Below are 16,663 nucleotides of genomic sequence, written 5' to 3'. Positions count from 1 at the left end.
AATAACATCCGCGCTCGGCCCCCTCGAATCTAGAGCGCAATAAGCAGAGACGGGTGAACAACGCAGTGTTGAGTACTTGCCTTCATTACGTAGATCCAGCGGACGAAGCTGAGCGAGACTTCCTTGAGAGCTTGATCCGGGAAGACTTTGCGCGCTGTTATCCCGACGATACAATTGAGGATCTTCGGCGCCGGGCCTCCCATTCGAGGCATGACAAAGGGCTTCTTCGCGATTGGATGAGCTTAGCGGCAGCGCGAGCCGGCACGTTTTCGGCCCCCATGCGATCTACTCGCGCCGATTGAACGGATGGCTATTCTGCGGATGAAGAGCGTGGGCTTTTGTGAATGCAGTCGCATCAGCCGAACTACGTCGAACTGTTTTGTGCCCTATTCGCCGCAATGCTCGCAATGTCAGTAAGGACTATGTTGGAGTTGTTATGATTCACACGGTTGAGCCTGATACACACGTTGCGCGGCGTTCTCTGCATGGCGGACGCTTGCAATAAGGCATTTAGCCGGACGGTAGCCTCGCCCGTCCGGACTGTCTTTCGATCCAACAGGTTGTTCCCAGCGCTTCGTTGCGGGATCGCCTCCCTTTACCTTGACGAACTGAGTGTAGTGATGCCTCTGCCTTCCATCGCCCTAACCGCGTCCGACTTTCCGCGCCTAGACACACTCGCGCGCGTAGCTGCACGGCAAGGAGACACGGGTGGGGCGTTTCTGCTTGCTGAAATCGATCGAGCAATTATCGTTTCGGATAACGCTCCCGAGGTCAAATCGCTCGTTGCGATCGGCTCTTGGGTCGAGTTCTGGACGAATTGGGGCATTCGCAGACGCACCGTGCAGTTGGTCTGGCCTGAAGACGTCGCGTCCAATCCGGCGCAGCTTTCGGTTTTGTCGGGTTTGGGCGCCGCGCTTGTCGGCCTCCGGGTTGGGGATCACATGCCATATTTCGTGTCGGAAGGAATGGATGTCCTCAGAATCGAGAGCGTGAATCAAACCGAGTGACATCCTCGTCCAACGCTGCGCTCTCGTGCGTTGCGGACTAAGTGCACCGGATCTCTGCGATGCCGCCCTTACTCATGCTTCGCCCGAGCCGGAGAACAGCAAGTTCGGCGGCGTTGCCTGGGCACCGGAGCGTCCGTAGCTTGATCCGCTGCTCTTGAGATCGTGCCGACTGGCCAGGTCGAGCAGCCGCCGCTTGGTGAACGGGCCCGCATTCTCCGCCAGATCGCGCGTCCGCTGCGCGAAGCCTCCGTAGAACTCTTCCACGACGCCACCCCCGCAACAATTACTGAAAGCCGGATTTCACTATCGGCCAGCGGAGAGGTCAAGAGCTGAGGAGATCGCGGACAACTTTCGGCGACACTGTTGCACCGACGTCCAGCGATGAACTACGCACGCGGGTGGCAGGAAAAATCCGAGGACTGTGCTCTACGCGAGCCGAAAGCTGTGCCCGTCGTGCAGCACCGCGATGACCGGTTGTTCCCGGCGATGCCGCGGCCCGGCGGCAGCGCTATGGTCTGCCTAAACGCGCTCGCTCGGCGACAATGAAATGGCGCTCGTACCGCAGCGACATGGCGTAGGTGGTGGCGACCGCCGCGGTGATGAGGAGGAGGGGTGTCTCTGTGCCTCTTCGACCCGAATGGACATCGATTGCTGGAGTTGGCTCAAACCCGACCATGATGGATTGGAACAGAGTTCAAGTTTTTCAATCAATTAGGAGGCGCCGCGTGGACCACGTGTGCAACCGGGAGATCAACCAAAATTTGCAGCATCCAGTGTGAGCAGCCTCTTGAAGCCTACTACAGTGTTTCCTCCGCCAAGAAGCGCATTGAACCGGTCGACGTGATCGAGGGCTGGCCTTTGGCGCAAAGCAGACTATCTTTGATTGGCTATGCTGTTCGCCGCGAGCGGCTTTTCCTGTTCGCTTCTCGGTGCCTGATACGATCGGCAGCGACATTGCCGTTCCAAGGTGCCGCTCCGCGCTTGGGCGCTACTCCTCATCGGATGCTCCGGGTGTCCTTGGCGGAACCGCATCCCGTCGCAGTCCAGCATTGAAGGAGTGCGATCAGCCCCAACACGCTGCCAGCCTGAATTCAGCGGAGGGAAAGTCTGTCCCGCGAAGGTCTCTCGCGTTAAGCTCGGGCATCTTCTACCGGTGACATACGTTACATTCATCATTGTCTATCACTAAGACGATCGGCGTCGCGGCCTGATCGGATCGCTGGTACCCGGTCTATTGGTTCACTGACCGGGCGGCTGGTTGGAGTGCAGGGCGGCCGAAGCCGAGAGACCGCCGTAGCCTGCGCCGCCAAGCGGCGAACAGGTCCGCGGCATCAAGTCCGATGGCCCAGCCAGCCATAAGAATTCACTATGGCGGCAGACCGCAGTCGTGCTTCCCCCGCCCGCAGCTGCAAATCTATTTTTTACCGTCGGCCGCAGCAAAAATCTAAGAACAAGACCGCTAAGGCGGAGACGTGGTCAGGCGCGTGGATTGGCAGCAGCAACGGAGCGGGGAAATGACGATCGAGTTAAGCCGTCGGGGATTCTGTATCGGAACCGCTCTGATTGGGCTTCAGACCATGTCGTCCGGTGCCTTCGCCCGGAGCGAGGATGGCACCGTCAAGCTCGGTTTGGTGGCGCCAATGAGCGGTCCGAATGCCCGCTACGGCGCTTTCTCGCTGCGCGGCGCCGAGATGGCCGCGAAGGAGATCAACGCCGGCGGCGGCGTCGGCGGCCGCAAGATCAGCGTCATGCCCGGGGACAGCCAGGGCACGCCGGTCGAGGGCGTTTCGGCGACCCGGCGCCTGATCGACCAGAGCCAAGTCGACTACATCATCGGCGACGTATCGAGCTCGGTGACGCTCGCGATGCAGCCGGTCGCCGAGGATGCCGGCGTGCTGTTGCTCAATGCCGCCTCGTCGAATCCGAAGATTACCTACAAGGCGGGCGTCGGCGGCTTCAAATGGACCTACCGCAACTATCCGACGGATGAGAACCGCGCCCTGATCGTGTTGCAATACGCTGCCGAGAAGAAGGGGTTCACCAAATACGCCGTGCTCTCCGTCGATACCGACTATGGGCGCGCGGCCATCGAGTTCACCAAGAAGTACCTGCCTCGCTTCAAGAGCCAGATCCTGACGGAAGACTATTATAAGGAAGGCGAGGTCGATTTCCGCAGCGTGCTCGCCAAGATCCGCGACTCCGGTGCTCAGGCCATCATCATGTACGGCAACGCGGATAGCACGCCCATTGTCGGGCGCCAAATGATCGAAGTCGGCATCGCCGGAAAGATTCCGCTGATTGGCAATGCCGAATTCAATACGGCGAGCTCGATCAAGGCGGCACCGAAGGCGCTCGAAGGAGCCATCGAGGCCGCGGCCTGGCTTCCCGCGTATGATTCTCCAAAGAGCAAGGCTTTCGTGGAGAAGTTCATCGCCGAGTACGGCGAGGCACCCAACAATCACGCCTATGTGCATTGGGAGACGGTTCATCTGCTCGCCAAGGCGATCGAGCAGGCTCAGAGCATCGATCGCGAGAAGGTTCGCGCCGCGCTCTCCACCATCCACTACGAAAGCGCAGTTGGCGAGGTGACCTTCGACGATCACAATCAGGCCCGCTTGCCGATGATCCTGCTGGAGATCGAGCACGGCAAGCCCGCGATCAAGGGAGCCTACTCGGCCGAGATCGACTATCCGAAGTAAGGCAGCGCAACGGAACGCACATGTTCTACACGGTCATCGAGCAGGTCGTTAACGGGATCGTATCCGGATCGGTCTACGCGATCGTTGCCGTCGGCATGACGATGATCTTCGGCGTGCTGCGCGCCATTAATTTCGCCCATGGCGAATATTATATGCTGGGGACCTTCGGGGCCTGGTTCGCGATCGACTATTTCGATCTGCCCTATCCGGTGGCGATCGTGATTGGCGTGGTGGCGACGGCGATGATCGCCGTGGTGGTCGGCAATTTCGTGATGCAACGCATCGTGGGGGCGCCAGCCGAGGCTGGCGTGCTCGCAACTCTCGGTGTCGCGTTGATCCTGCAGAACACGGTCATCCTGGTGTTCGGTGGCAGCTACAAGTTCTTCTCCGGCGGCTACATCGAGCCGGTGAGTATATTCGGCTTCACGCTCGCCGAGCAGCGCATCTTGATCATTATCGTCGGGCTCATCGTGTTCGTCGGCCTCGAGCTGATGGTCACCTACAGCCGGATGGGCAAGGCGATGCGTGCGGTGTCACAGAACATCGAGTGCTGCGCGGTGGTCGGCATCGATGTCAGCCATATTGCGCTGTGGACCTTCATCCTAGGCGCCGGCCTTGCGGGGCTGTCGGGCGTGCTGACGGCGCCGGTCAATGTAAGTGTCTATGGTGGCATGGGGGAGCTCATCACCTTCAAAACGCTGCCGATCATCATCATGGGCGGGCTCGGCAATGTTCGCGGCACGTTCGTCGCGGCGATGATCCTCGGCATCGCCGAGAGCCTTGTTGCCACCTATGTCGGCCTGCAGTTCCGCGACACCGTGGGCTTTGCGACCCTCATGCTGGTGCTGATGTGGCGACCGCACGGGCTGTTCTCCGCGCAGGCGCGCTTCTGATCGCATGGATGTGACATGACCGAGATCGTCCGGGACCAGACCATGACGCAAGCCGAAAGCGCGGTGGCGACGACGGGACGCGATCTTCGCATTCCCTTCGGCCTCGCGCTGATTGGGCTGGCCTGTGTCGCACCGCTGTTCCTCGGCAACTACCCGCTGCATGCGATCATCATCGCGTTGATCTTCCTGCTGCCGGCGCATGGTCTCAACCTGCTGCTCGGCTATACCGGGCTGTTGTCGCTGGCGCAGGCAGCGTTCTTCGGCATCGGCGCCTACACGTCGGCGCTGCTGGCGGTGCATTTCGGCACACCGTTCTATCTGAATTTCCTCGCTGCGGGCTTCGTGACCGGCGCCATCGCGCTGCCGCTTGGCATCCCGGCGCTGCGCCTGCGATCGACGTCGTTCGTGATGTGCACGCTCGGTTTCGTCATCATCGGCCAGGCGATCGCCAAGAACTGGATCAGCTTGACGCGTGGCGACATGGGCCTGGCGGCAATCCCCAAGCCTCACTTCTCGCTCGGGCCGGCCTCATTCACGGTGTCGGGAACCGTCGGTTTTTATTATTTAGTGCTTGCCATCGCTGCGCTGGCGACCCTCGCCGTCTATCTGATTGTGCGATCGCCCGCCGGTCGAAACATGATCGCTATTCGCGAGAACGAGACGCTGGCGGAATCCGTCGGCATCCCGACCTGGCATTACAAGCTCATAGTCTTCATGATCAGCGCCGCTTTCGCAGGCCTGGGTGGCAGCCTGTATGCGCATTACCTCACCGTCGTCAGCCCGTTGACCTTCCAGATGTACTACTCGACGACGATGCTGATTATCGTGCTCGGCGGCGGGGCGGGGACCATCTCGGGCGTGATCTTCGGCAGCCTGCTGTTCGTCGGCCTCACCGAAGCGCTGCGCGTCGCGCCGGAACTGCGCATGATCGCGTACGGCTTCTTCCTGCTCGCGCTCGTGTTCTACTTCCCGAACGGGTTCGCGCCGTTGATCGGCCGTTTCTGGTCATTTCTCGAGAGGCGCAAATGAGTGGGCTGCCGATTCTCGACATTTCCGGGCTCTGCAAATCCTACGGCGCCGTGCGCGCGGTCGACGGTGTCGATCTGCATGTCAATCGCGGCGAGATCTGCGGTCTGATCGGCCCCAATGGTTCCGGCAAGTCGACCTTCTTCGACTGCGTGACTGGGCTTGCGCGGCCAAGCGCCGGTGCGGTGAAGCTCGACGGTCAGGACATCACCGGCTGGTCGTTGAACGATATCGCGCGCGAAGGGCGCATGCTGCGCTCGTTCCAGAAGACGGTGGTATTCTCGGCGCTCGATATCGAGGAGAACCTCGTCATCGCTGGTCAGATGTTCACCTTCCCCGGAATCTGGTCGACCTTCGGCATCGGTACCGCAGCGCGCAACCGTGTCGCGGCCTTGCGGGAGCGGGCGCGCGAGCTGATCAAGATCGCCGGCCTCTGGGATGTGCGCTTCCAGCCCGCGGGCAAGCTCTCTGGCGGCCAGCAGAAACTCATCCAGTTTGCCTCGATGCTGATGCCGGAACCAAAGCTTATTTTGCTCGACGAGCCCATGGCCGGGATCAACCCGAAGCTCATCGAGCGCGTGGTCGACAGCATCCGGCTCGCCAACACGTCCTTCGGCGTCAGCTTCCTGATCATCGAGCACAACATCGACGTGGTCACCAGCCTATGCAAGCGCGTGGTTGTGCTCGATCAGGGTCGCAAGCTCGCTGAGGGAACACCGGACGAGATCGTGCAAAACCAGGCAGTGCGGGAGGCCTATCTCGGTGGCTGAACCCTCTCTCTCGATTAAGGGACTGCGCGCGGGCTACGGCGCGCTCGACATTCTCAACGGCGTCGATCTCGACGTTCCGCAAGGGCAGTTCGTTGCGCTGATGGGCCCGAACGGCGCCGGCAAGTCGACCTTGCTCAAGACGCTCTACGGCATGACCACGGTCAAGGGCGGCAGCATCAACTGGCGGGGCAAGGACATCTCTGCCTTCAAGTCGCGAGCGATCCTGGCCGAAGGCATCTCCTGGGTGCCGCAGGGCCGCTGCAATTTTCCAGTCATGACGGTCGACGAGAATCTGCAGATGGCCGCCTACACGCTGCGCGATGCCAGAGTGAAGGCAGAGCGCGACTATGTCTACGACCTCTTCCCGATCCTGAAGACCCGCCGCAACACGCTCGCGGGCAACATGTCCGGCGGCGAGCAGCAATTGCTCGAGGTCGCGATGGCCGTGCTGCAGCGGCCAAAAATCCTGCTGGTCGACGAGCCCTCGGTCGGACTGTCGCCGACCGCGATCGGTATCGTGTTCGACGAATTGCTGCGCATTAACGCGGCCGGCCAGACCATCCTGCTGGTCGAGCAGAACACCAAGAAGGCCATGCAGGTCGCGCAGCGCGCAGTAATTCTGCGGCTCGGCAAGGTGATCTGGGACGGCCGGCCCGCCGACATTACCCACGACGAACTCGGCGAGCTCTTCCTCACCGGGCGTATGCGCGGCGAGACCAACGTCGAGCACTGACACGCTTTGCAACTCAAAGGACGACCACAGTGACGATTTTCGTGCCGGCCGCGCGCGTCTCGCGCATCAAGATATCCCCGACCACCGCAGCGTCTGCGCGCGTGCGCGAGTTGAAAGCCGCCGGTCGCGACATCGTCGACATGGCGATCGGCGAGCCCGATTTCGACACGCCTGATGACATCAAGGCCGCGGCACATACGGCGATCGACCGCGGCGAGACCAAGTATACGGCCGTCAACGGCACCGTCGCGCTGCGCGAGGGGATAATCGCCGACTACAAGCGGCGCCTTGGGCTCGACTACACCGACAACGAGATTTGCGTCGGCGGCGGCGCCAAGCAGATCCTGTTTCTTGCGCTGATGGCGAGCGTGGAGGAAGGAGCCGAGGTCATCATTCCGGCACCCTATTGGGTGTCCTATCCCGACATGGTCATCGCCAATGACGGCAAGCCGGTCATTGTCCGATGCTCCGAGAACCAGGGGTTCAAGCTGACGGTAGACGCGCTGGAAGCCGCGATCACGCCAAAGACCCGCTGGCTGATCCTCAATGCGCCGTCGAATCCGACTGGTGCGGCCTATTCCCGCAGCGACCTCGAAGCGCTCGGCGCTGTGCTGCTGCGCCATCCGAACGTCCTCGTGCTGTCAGACGATATCTACGATCAGATCTGGTATCACGACGAGCCGGCGACCACGCTTGCGGCTGCGGTGCCCGCCTTGAAGGATCGCATCCTGCTCACCAACGGCGTGTCCAAGACCTACGCCATGACCGGATGGCGGATCGGCTATGCCGCAGGTCCCGCGCCGCTGGTCTCGGCGATCAACAAGCTGCAATCGCAGATGTCATCCTGTCCGTCGTCGATCAGCCAGGCGGCGGCGGCCCATGCACTTACCGGCGACCAGTCCTTCGTGCGCGACAGCGTCAAGCTCTACAAGGAGCGCCGCGACTATGCCTGCGCGCGGCTCAATGCGATTCCCGGCCTGTCATGCCTGGTGCCTGATGGCGCCTTCTATCTCTATCCCGGCTGTGCAGGTGTAATCGGCAAGACCACGCCCGAGGGCAAGGTCATCGAGAACGATCTCGACTTCGTGCTCTATCTGCTGGACGGCGTCGGCGTCGCCGCCGTGCAGGGGGCGGCCTATGGGCTCTCGCCCTATTTCCGCCTGTCGATCGCGACCTCGATGGAGGTGATCAAGGACGCCTGCGACCGCATCGAGCAGGCCTGCCGGGCGCTGCGCTGAGAAACCGATTGAAATCAATGGGCTAGATAAGGGATAGTGCCTGATAGGAGCGTGGTTCCAGAGCAGCATTCCATCCTCATGAGCGTCGATTTCAGGAAGCTGAAGAGCTTCGTCAAGGTCGTCGATGCCGGCAGCGTTTCACGCGCCGCCGGCCTATTGCGAACCGCGCAGCCGGCGCTGTCGCAGCAGATCGCGGCACTGGAGAGCCACTTCAAGCACAAGCTGCTGCTCCGCAGCAACCACGGCATCGTGCCGACCGAAGCCGGCCTGATTCTCTACCGTCATGCGCAATTGTTGCTGAAGCAGATCGAGCAAGCCCAGACCGATATCGATCAATCGACCAAGGCGCTGGCGGGACGGGTGTCGATTGGCCTGGCGACTTATTCGGCGTCGAGCACGCTGTCGCTGCCGATCTTGAAGGAGATGTCGGCGCTGCATCCGCAGATCATCGTCCATATCAACGACAGCTTTGGTCATGTGCTGAGCGAGCTGATCATGACCGGCAAGATGGACATGGCCATGATCTACGGTTCCGGTCCAATTAAGGGCGTCAAGCTGCAGCCCTTGTTTCGCGAGGAGCTGTATCTGGTCTCGCGCGCCGAGACGACGGCAAAGAAGCCGAGTGACGAGCCACTGCCGCTGTCGGCGCTGGCCGACGTCAAGCTGCTGCTGCCGAGCCAAGGCCATTTCCTGCGTCGCCTGATCGACGAGTCCCTGGCGCGGGCGCGGGTGACGCCGAATGTCGCCTCCGAGATCGAATCGGTCTCCGCGCTCGGTGCGGCCGTGACCGAAGGGCTGGGCTCGGCCATCCTGCCGGCGTCGGTCGCCGCCGCCAGCGCATCAAGCTTTGCCGGTGTCGAGGTGCGACGGCTGGTGCGCCCCGCCATAGAGGCGACCGTCTCCTTGTGCGTCTCCGATCACCTGCCGTTGTCGGAGCCCGCGCTTGCCACGCGCTCGGTGCTTCTGACCGTCGTGGAGAAGCTCATGCGCAGCCATCCGCAGGGTATCCGGGCGGTCTAGCGACACGGCTGCCGGCTGCGGCCATTCTATTGTGCATGGTGTTGTTTTCGCGCTTTCGTGTTGTTGCATCGTGCCGGCTTTGCCAGGCCATAAACAAAACCTATGGCGGCAGACTGGAGTTGTGGTGGTCGCGTGGAGGCTCATTTCCTACCCTCGAAGATGACAGCTCCGAGGAAACAGATGGCCAAGCTCGCATTCGATACCGGGGGAACCTTCACCGATTTCGCGCTGCTCGACGACCAAGGCGAGCTGCATCTCCACAAGGTGCTGAGTACCCCGTCCAATCCTGCCGAAGCCGTGGTTCGGGGCGTCTCCGAACTGCTCGGGGAATTCGGCGACGTGGTCGATGTCGATCATCTGCAGGTGCTCGGCGCCACCACCGTCGTCACCAACGCGGTGCTGGAGCGGAAGGGCGTCAAGACCGGGTTCATCTCGACCGCCGGCTTCCAGGACATGCTGCGGATCCGTAACGAAGGGCGCTACGATCTCTACGACCTGAATTTGAAATATCCCGACCCGCTGGTGACGCGCGCCAACAGCTTTGGCGCAGTCGAGCGGATGTCTGCGGATGGCGAGGTCATCACGGCGCTGGAGGAGGACACGGTCCGCGAGATCGCTGGGCGGCTGCGACAGGAGGGCATCAAGTCCGTCGCCGTCTGTCTGCTGCACGCCTACAAATATCCTGACCACGAGCAGCGCATCGCAGCGCTGCTGCGCGAGGAAGATCCTGATATCTTCGTATCGCTGTCCTCGGAAGTCTGCCCAGAGGTCCGCGAGTTCGACCGCGCCTCGACCACCGTCGTCAATGCCTACACGCGGCCGCAGATGTCCGGCCACGTCGCCCATCTCGAGCGCGAATTCGCCGCCAAGGGCATCGATCGCCAGGTGCTATGGATGACCTCGTCGGGCGGTCTGGTGCCGAGCAGCCGCGCCGCGGAGCTGCCGGTGCGCCTGATTGAATCGGGCCCGGCCGCCGGCGCCGTTGCCGCTGCCGAATTCGGCCGCATCGCCGGCGAGGGCAGCGTGCTGTCCTTCGACATGGGCGGCACCACCGCTAAATTGTGCCTGATCCCGAACGGCGAGCCGACGGTTGGCACCGACCTCGAAGTCGCGCACTATCATCGCTTCCGCAAGGGCTCGGGCTTTCCGCTCAAAATCCAGTCGATCCGGATGATCGAGATCGGCGCCGGCGGCGGATCGATCGCGGCCAAGAATCCGCTCGGCCTGCTCGATGTCGGGCCGCGCTCGGCGGGCGCGATGCCCGGGCCGGCCGCATATCAGCGCGGCGGCACCGAGCCGACCGTGACGGACGCCGACATCCTGCTCGGCTATATGGGCACCGAATCTTTCGTCGGCGGTTCGTTCAAGGTGTCGAAGGATGCGGCGTTGGCGGCGATGACGAAGCTTGCAGCTTCGCTCGACGTCAGCGTTTCCCGCTGCGCCTTCGGCATCCACGATCTCGTAAATGAATCCATGAGCAAGGCGGCCGCGGTGCATGCGACCGACCTCGGCGTCGATCCGCGCAGCCTGCCGATGGTCGCATTCGGCGGCGCCGGGCCCGTGCATGCCTATGGCATCGCGCGCAAGCTCGGCATCAAGCGTATCATCTGCCCGACCGGTGCGGGCGTCACGTCGGCGATCGGCCTGCTGATTGCGCCGGTTGCGGTCGATCTGTCGGCGAGCTTCCCGATGCAGGTGGACAATTGGGACTTTGAGACCATGGATCGCCTGCTTGGCGATCTCTCCGCGCAAGGTGCAGAAGTCGTCCGCGCCGCCGGTGTTGCGCCGGAGACGATCGTGAACAGCTACACGGTCGACATGCGACATGTCGGTCAGGGCCACGAGATTACGGTCGCGCTGCCCGATCCCAGCGTGCCGCGGGAGAAATTCTTCGAACAACTGCTCGGCAATTTCTACAAGCTCTATCGCGAACTGTTCGGCCGCACGGTCGCGGGCTCGTCCGTTGAGGTGATCACCTGGCGCCTGCGCTCCAGCGGTGAGAAGGATCGTGTGACCCGTCCGCACACGCGCCATGCTGCCGAGGCGAAGAAGGGCGCGCGCTCGGTCTATTTTAGCGAGCGCGGCGGCTTCGCCGAAACGCCGGTTTACGATCACTACAAGCTGCCGGTGGGCGTAGCCATCCAGGGGCCCGCCATCGTCGAGCAACGAGAGTCGACCGCCGTCATCGGGCCGAGCGGCACGGCGCATGTCGATATCAACGGCAATCTCGTGATCAACATCGCCTAGGGACGACGCCACCATGTCCGTGAACACTGCCGATTTCAACGATCCCATCAATCTTCAGGTGATGTGGAATCGACTGATCTTCATCGCCGACCAGGCCGACATCGTGCTCGGCCGGACCGCGTTCTCGCCGATCGTGCGCGAGAACCACGACTATGTGACGGTGCTGCTCGACAGCCGCGGCCGCGCGCTCGCGCAATGCACCTGGTCGATTCCGGTGTTCATCACCTCGCTGCCAGTCGCCGCGCAGAAATACTTCCTGACGAAGTTTCCAGTCGACACGTTGCAGGAGGGCGACGTGCTCGCTACCAATGATCCGGAGATCGGCACCGGCCATCTGCCTGACGTCACCATGATCACGCCGATCTTCAAGAAAGGCAAGGTCGTGGCCTATGCGGGTTCGATCGCGCATCTGCCCGACATCGGCGGCGCGCCCTTGCACTCCGAAGCCAGCGATATCTTCGAGGAAGGTATTCGCTTCCCGATAGTGAAGCTGCACAAGGCCGGCGTTCCCAATCAGGACGTCCTCGACATAATCGCTGCCTCCGTTCGCCTGCCGACCGAGGTAATGGGTGACCTCGAATCCATGGTCGCGGCCAACAACGTGATGGGCCGCGAGCTGGTCAAGTTCCTCGACGAGTATGATCTCGATGGGATCGACGAACTCGCGGATGCGATCCACACCCGCTCCGAGGCGCAGACCCGCCGCGCGATCCGGCAATGGCCGAACGGCACCTACAGCGCCGAGGTGCTGCTCGACGGCTACGATACCGACGTCACGCTCAGGGCGGCCGTGATCGTCCGCGACGATTCCATTCACGTCGACTATGCCGGTACGTCCGAGCAGATCCTTCACTCGATCAACTGCCGCACCAATTATCGCTACGCCCACTCGGTCTATGCGTTGAAATGCCTGCTCGACCCGGATACGCCGAACAACGAGGGCTGCATCACGCCGATTACGGACGAGGCGCCGCTCGGCTCTATCCTCAATCCGGAGGAATGGACGGCGGGCAATTCGCGCAACCTGATCGGACATGTGATCCCGTCGCTGATCTTCAAAGCGCTGGAAGGCGTGGTGCCCGGCAAGGTGATGGGCGACAGCGGCGGCGCGCCGATCTGGGCCGCCAATTGCGTCGGACGGCGTGACGACGGTTCGCAATACGGTTCGGTGCAGAATTTTCACGGCGGGCAGGGCGCCCGCGCCGAATTCGACGGTCTTGATACGCTGAGCTTCCCATCGAATTGCAAGGTCACGGCGATCGAGATGTTCGAGATCGCGGTGCCAGCGCTCACGGAGTGCAAGGAGCTGATCCCAGATTCCGGCGGCGCCGGCAAGAGCCGCGGCGGCCTCGGCCAGCGCGTCGTGCTGCGCAATCTCGGGCGCAACCCGATGAACATCTATCTGGCGTCGGAACGCGTGCGCCATCCCTGCTTCGGCGTGGTCGGCGGCAAGTCGGGCAGCGCCGGCAAGGTGTACCGGAATGGCGAACCGCAGTTTCCCAAGGGCAAGGTGGTGCTGAAGACCGGCGATCGGCTCGAGGTCGAGACGCCCGGCGGCGGCGGGTGGGGACGGACGTCCGAGCGCACGGCGGCTGCGATCGAGCTCGATCTCGCCGAAGGCTTGATCACGGCTGCCGCCGCGAGGCAGATTTACGGCTATCAGCCCACAAGCATGGCGGCGAGCGCCGCCGAATAGGACAATCATGGGTATGCTCGATGGGAAGATCGCACTCGTCACGGGTGCGGGAACAGGGATCGGGCGCGAGACGGTGATCCTGCTTGCGCGGGAAGGCGCGACGGTGGTCGTGACGGGGCGGCGTATCGCGCCGCTGCAGGAAGTTGCGTCAGTGATCGAGAAGGCGGGCGGCAAAGCCGTCGCTCGCGCGCTCGACGTCGCGTCGCGGGATGCGATCCTGGAGACTGTCGCCTGGGTGAAAGGCCATGTCGGGTCGGTCGACATCCTCGTTAATAACGCCGGCAGCGCGAGCAAGGTGCTGAACGCGCGTTTCATCAGCGAGGCGGAGTGGAACGCCACAGTCAACGTCAATCTCACGGCCGTGTTCAACCTGACGCAGGCCGTGCTGGATGACATGCTCGCGAAGAAGGATGGCACGATCATCACGGTCTCCTCGCTGGCCGTCGTCAATCCGAACCTGCTCGGGGGAGCAGCCTACGGTGCAGCCAAGGCCGGCGTGAAGAACTTCATGACGTTCCTACACAACACGTTTCGTAACCAGGGCATCCGAGCAACGACGATCCTTCCAGGCGAGACCGACACGCCTATCATGGATAACCGCGCGCGCCCGCCGCTGGATAGCGAACGCGCCGCGATGCTCAATCCGCACGACGTCGCGCGTGCGGTGCTGCTATGTGCGAGCCTGCAAAAGGGCGCCGTGATCCCAGAGTTGCACATCTGTCCGACCTTCATGCGGGATACGTCCGCGGACATCGAAACGGCCCGTTGGGTGGGTGCACCCGCGGGCCTCGCCGACAAGCCGAAAAGCTAGAGAAGAGGATCTCCCATGAACGGAGCCAAGTTACGCGAGCGCCTTGCCAAGAGCGAGGCGGTCACCATGTTCACGCCCCATCACTCGTCGTCGGGGCTGGCAGTCCGCCTGATCGAGCTCGGTGCGGATGCTATCTTCGTCGATTGCGAGCATGGCACCTGGAGCTTCGAGGATGTTCGGATCACGGCCCAAGCCATCCGCGGTGCCGGTGGCGCCGCGATCGTGCGCCCGCATTCTCATGAGCGGCCGGTTCTGATCCGCTATCTCAATGCCGGCGCCGACGGTCTGATGGTGCCGATGGTCGATACAGCAGACCAGGCGCGCGCCATCGTCGATGCGGTGCGCTACGCATGCCCGGCCGATCACGAGAATCGGCTCATCATCGCCATGATCGAGACTCCGAAAGCGATCGACGACATCGATGCGCTACTCGCGGTGGAAGGGATCGACGTCTTTTTCATTGGACCCGGCGACCTCTCACAGAACATGGGCTATCCGCCGGCGCCGCCATTCGGGCAGCCGCGGCCGCAGGCCGTGACGGAGCGAGTTGGCTACGCCGTGAAGAAGATCCGTGCGGCCGGAAAGGTTGCGGGGACACTCGTGACATCGGATGAACTGCCCGCGCTGCTGGAGCAGGGGGTGCGGTATTTTTACATTCACTCCGACCCGTTCCTGCGTGTCGGCCTAGCTGGCGTCAAGAAGCTGCTTGAGCGCTGAGTCACGCGCAGTGAGAGAGGGTCCCGTGGCATTCGAATTGTTCAATCTCGCCGGCCGGCGCGCGCTTATAACGGGATCATCGCAAGGCATCGGGCTTGCCATCGCCCGAGGGCTGGCCGAGCACGGCGCCTCCGTGGTGCTGAATGGCCGCGATCGCAATAAGCTGGATGCGGCCGCAGCGGGCGTCAGGGCCGGCGGCCATGAGGTCGCAGTGACAAGCTTCGATGTGACTCGGTCCGACGCCGTTCGCGGCGGAATCTTACGCATTGAAGAGGCAATCGGGCCGATTGACATCCTCGTCAACAACGCCGGCATGCAATTCCGCACGCCCTTGGAGGAGTTTCCGGCCGAGAAGTGGGAGGAGTTGCTCAAGACCAACGTCTCCAGCGCCTTCTACGTCGGCCAGGCAGTGGCGCGCCATATGATTCCGCGCGGGAAAGGCAAAATCATCAACATCGCGTCGGTCCAGAGCGAATTGGCGCGGCCCGGGATTGCGCCGTACACCGCGACCAAGGGAGCAATCAAGAACCTGACGCGGGGCATGTGTGCCGATTGGGCCAGGTACGGTCTGCAGGTCAACGCGATCGCACCCGGCTATTTCAAGACTCCCCTGAACCAGGCTCTCGTGGACAATCCCGAGTTCTCGGCATGGCTGGAAAAGCGCACGCCAGCCTCGCGCTGGGGCAATGTCGACGAACTGATCGGCGCTGCCGTGTTTCTGTCCGGCGAGGCGTCGTCCTTCGTCAACGGCCATACGCTCTATGTCGATGGCGGCATCACCACCTGTCTGTGATCCACGCGTCCCGGCGCCTCTTAAGCAATTTGCGGCCCTACACCGGGCTCAAAAGGAGTCCCTACCATGCCGACGAAGCCCGAAGTGCTGATGATCGGAGCCTATCCCGCCTGGGATATGGACGATCTCGACGCGCGCTACGTCCTGCACAAACTCTGGGAAGCGACGGATCGCGACCGCTTGATCGAAGAGCATCGCAGCGGTATCCGGGCGATCGCCACGCGTGGAGAACTTGGCGCCTCCGCTGACCTCATGAAGCGGTTGCCGGCACTCAAGCTGCGGCACTTACGGCTGACCCAAGGCCGACTGCGCTGAGTAGCTGCCGGCCCCAGGCCCGCACCGAATTTCGTCCGCGTCGGCTGGACAGGGTTTTTCCGATGACGGCGAAGCTATGCCACGAGCCAAACGATCCAGCTTCTCAGCTACCGGTGGTCAGCCGCGGCGGGTTGCTGGGGATAATCCAGAGCTCGATCGCTGCCAAGATTGCGACCGCCGCGCCGATGATCACATGCACCGTCATCGCGGTGGTTCCCTGGAAGCCCAATACCCAGGGCGATACCAGTGCCCACAAGCCGACGACGAGGTTCAGCCACTCCTCCCACACCGCGAACGCCGCCAGCGCCGCGACCGCAAGGATCGCGATGGCGATACCGGTGATAACGGCGTTTTGAGAGACCGTCCCCGCATCGAAACTGAATATCCAGGGCGAAACGAACAGTACCGCGCCGAGGATCAGGTTCGCAACGTCACAAAACTTTGCGTTCGTCCAATTCCCTTCCCAATTCTGCATGTCACCCTCCATTGGAGGTTTCGATGCCAAATCAATCGCGTAATCGCCGAGCCGGTTTCCATCGCGGCCGCGGCATAATCGCGGTGCAGTCCTAGGCTAGCACTACTTTGGCAGATTGTGTTTTCGCCGCTGTTTTTCACGGATTTGCCTTCGGCAATATGGGCAATGCTGAGACGGCGGCCGAAGGATGAGATCGACGATGGCGTGACGTACGGCTGGCATG

General features: G+C 62.3%; 15 protein-coding genes and 1 pseudogene. 14 read left to right on the top strand and 2 right to left on the bottom strand.

The annotated features are described in order from the left end of the window. Positions 1-620 precede the first annotated feature (620 nt). Positions 621-1,007, top strand: coding sequence for a GreA/GreB family elongation factor (locus tag EAV90_RS26465; protein WP_164937109.1), 387 nt, complete (start codon positions 621-623; stop codon positions 1,005-1,007). Positions 1,008-1,079: 72 nt separating this feature from the next. Here EAV90_RS26465 and EAV90_RS26460 read toward each other — a convergent pair whose 3' ends face one another. Continuing rightward, the gene (locus EAV90_RS26460; protein ID WP_129145099.1) at positions 1,080-1,271 is read right to left on the bottom strand and encodes a hypothetical protein; all 192 of its coding nucleotides are present in this window, start codon (positions 1,269-1,271) and stop codon (positions 1,080-1,082) included. A gap of 1,250 nt (positions 1,272-2,521) precedes the next feature. Between EAV90_RS26460 and EAV90_RS26455 the strand changes: the two genes are divergently transcribed. The 13 genes and pseudogenes from EAV90_RS26455 to EAV90_RS26395 all read left to right on the top strand — a co-directional run. Then, positions 2,522-3,706: an ABC transporter substrate-binding protein gene (locus EAV90_RS26455; RefSeq protein ID WP_129145098.1), complete on the top strand. Its 1,185-nt coding sequence runs from the start codon at positions 2,522-2,524 to the stop codon at positions 3,704-3,706. A 20-nt stretch (positions 3,707-3,726) separates the two neighbouring features. Further along, complete coding sequence (locus EAV90_RS26450; RefSeq protein WP_129145097.1) at positions 3,727-4,599, top strand: branched-chain amino acid ABC transporter permease; 873 nt, start codon at positions 3,727-3,729, stop codon at positions 4,597-4,599. Between the two features lie 42 nt (positions 4,600-4,641). Further along, the gene (locus EAV90_RS26445; protein WP_164937112.1) at positions 4,642-5,628 is read left to right on the top strand and encodes a branched-chain amino acid ABC transporter permease; all 987 of its coding nucleotides are present in this window, start codon (positions 4,642-4,644) and stop codon (positions 5,626-5,628) included. Continuing rightward, entirely contained in the window at positions 5,625-6,395 is a 771-nt protein-coding gene (locus tag EAV90_RS26440; RefSeq protein ID WP_129145095.1) for an ABC transporter ATP-binding protein, read from the top strand. The genes EAV90_RS26445 and EAV90_RS26440 overlap by 4 nt, the downstream gene beginning before the upstream one ends. Further along, entirely contained in the window at positions 6,388-7,128 is a 741-nt protein-coding gene (locus EAV90_RS26435) for a branched-chain amino acid ABC transporter ATP-binding protein (protein ID WP_129145094.1), read from the top strand. The genes EAV90_RS26440 and EAV90_RS26435 overlap by 8 nt, the downstream gene beginning before the upstream one ends. A 29-nt stretch (positions 7,129-7,157) precedes the next feature. Next, positions 7,158-8,366, top strand: a complete 1,209-nt coding sequence (locus tag EAV90_RS26430; RefSeq protein WP_129145093.1) for an aspartate transaminase — start codon at positions 7,158-7,160, stop codon at positions 8,364-8,366. Between the two features lie 78 nt (positions 8,367-8,444). Further along, entirely contained in the window at positions 8,445-9,386 is a 942-nt protein-coding gene (gene nac, locus EAV90_RS26425; RefSeq protein ID WP_129145092.1) for a nitrogen assimilation transcriptional regulator NAC, read from the top strand. 180 nt (positions 9,387-9,566) lie between these two features. Beyond that, complete coding sequence (locus EAV90_RS26420) at positions 9,567-11,633, top strand: hydantoinase/oxoprolinase family protein (RefSeq protein ID WP_129145091.1); 2,067 nt, start codon at positions 9,567-9,569, stop codon at positions 11,631-11,633. A 13-nt stretch (positions 11,634-11,646) separates the two neighbouring features. Then, positions 11,647-13,329: a hydantoinase B/oxoprolinase family protein gene (locus EAV90_RS26415; RefSeq protein ID WP_129145090.1), complete on the top strand. Its 1,683-nt coding sequence runs from the start codon at positions 11,647-11,649 to the stop codon at positions 13,327-13,329. Between the two features lie 7 nt (positions 13,330-13,336). Next, positions 13,337-14,140 (top strand): SDR family NAD(P)-dependent oxidoreductase, encoded by an 804-nt coding sequence (locus EAV90_RS26410; RefSeq protein ID WP_129145089.1) that lies wholly within the window; start codon positions 13,337-13,339, stop codon positions 14,138-14,140. A 15-nt stretch (positions 14,141-14,155) separates the two neighbouring features. Then, the gene (locus tag EAV90_RS26405) at positions 14,156-14,857 is read left to right on the top strand and encodes an HpcH/HpaI aldolase family protein (RefSeq protein WP_129145088.1); all 702 of its coding nucleotides are present in this window, start codon (positions 14,156-14,158) and stop codon (positions 14,855-14,857) included. A 25-nt stretch (positions 14,858-14,882) separates the two neighbouring features. Next, positions 14,883-15,650 carry an SDR family oxidoreductase gene (locus EAV90_RS26400; RefSeq protein ID WP_129145087.1) on the top strand — a complete coding sequence of 256 codons (768 nt, stop codon included), beginning with the start codon at positions 14,883-14,885 and terminating at the stop codon, positions 15,648-15,650. Between the two features lie 66 nt (positions 15,651-15,716). Next, positions 15,717-15,929 (top strand): annotated as a pseudogene (locus tag EAV90_RS26395) (2-hydroxyacid dehydrogenase); the annotation flags it as partial. Positions 15,930-16,068: 139 nt separating this feature from the next. Here the strand turns inward: EAV90_RS26395 and EAV90_RS26390 are convergent. Continuing rightward, complete coding sequence (locus tag EAV90_RS26390) at positions 16,069-16,440, bottom strand: SPW repeat protein (protein ID WP_129145085.1); 372 nt, start codon at positions 16,438-16,440, stop codon at positions 16,069-16,071. Positions 16,441-16,663: the final 223 nt, after the last annotated feature.

The organism is Bradyrhizobium vignae (genome assembly GCF_004114425.1).
GTDB lineage: Bacteria > Pseudomonadota > Alphaproteobacteria > Rhizobiales > Xanthobacteraceae > Bradyrhizobium > Bradyrhizobium vignae.
The sequence above is the reverse complement of the archived record's forward strand: the minus strand, read 5'-3'. Positions and strand labels throughout refer to the sequence as shown.

Bases quoted from the DNA above. Each gene is read 5' to 3' on its own strand.
- EAV90_RS26465 (WP_164937109.1), top strand. From the start codon at position 621: ATGCCTCTGCCTTCCATCGCCCTAACCGCGTCCGACTTTCCGCGCCTA.
- EAV90_RS26455 (WP_129145098.1), top strand. From the start codon at position 2,522: ATGACGATCGAGTTAAGCCGTCGGGGATTCTGTATCGGAACCGCTCTG.
- EAV90_RS26450 (WP_129145097.1), top strand. From the start codon at position 3,727: ATGTTCTACACGGTCATCGAGCAGGTCGTTAACGGGATCGTATCCGGA.
- EAV90_RS26445 (WP_164937112.1), top strand. From the start codon at position 4,642: ATGACGCAAGCCGAAAGCGCGGTGGCGACGACGGGACGCGATCTTCGC.
- EAV90_RS26440 (WP_129145095.1), top strand. From the start codon at position 5,625: ATGAGTGGGCTGCCGATTCTCGACATTTCCGGGCTCTGCAAATCCTAC.
- nac (WP_129145092.1), top strand. From the start codon at position 8,445: ATGAGCGTCGATTTCAGGAAGCTGAAGAGCTTCGTCAAGGTCGTCGAT.
- EAV90_RS26420 (WP_129145091.1), top strand. From the start codon at position 9,567: ATGGCCAAGCTCGCATTCGATACCGGGGGAACCTTCACCGATTTCGCG.
- EAV90_RS26415 (WP_129145090.1), top strand. From the start codon at position 11,647: ATGTCCGTGAACACTGCCGATTTCAACGATCCCATCAATCTTCAGGTG.
- EAV90_RS26410 (WP_129145089.1), top strand. From the start codon at position 13,337: ATGGGTATGCTCGATGGGAAGATCGCACTCGTCACGGGTGCGGGAACA.
- EAV90_RS26405 (WP_129145088.1), top strand. From the start codon at position 14,156: ATGAACGGAGCCAAGTTACGCGAGCGCCTTGCCAAGAGCGAGGCGGTC.
- EAV90_RS26390 (WP_129145085.1), bottom strand. From the start codon at position 16,440: ATGCAGAATTGGGAAGGGAATTGGACGAACGCAAAGTTTTGTGACGTT.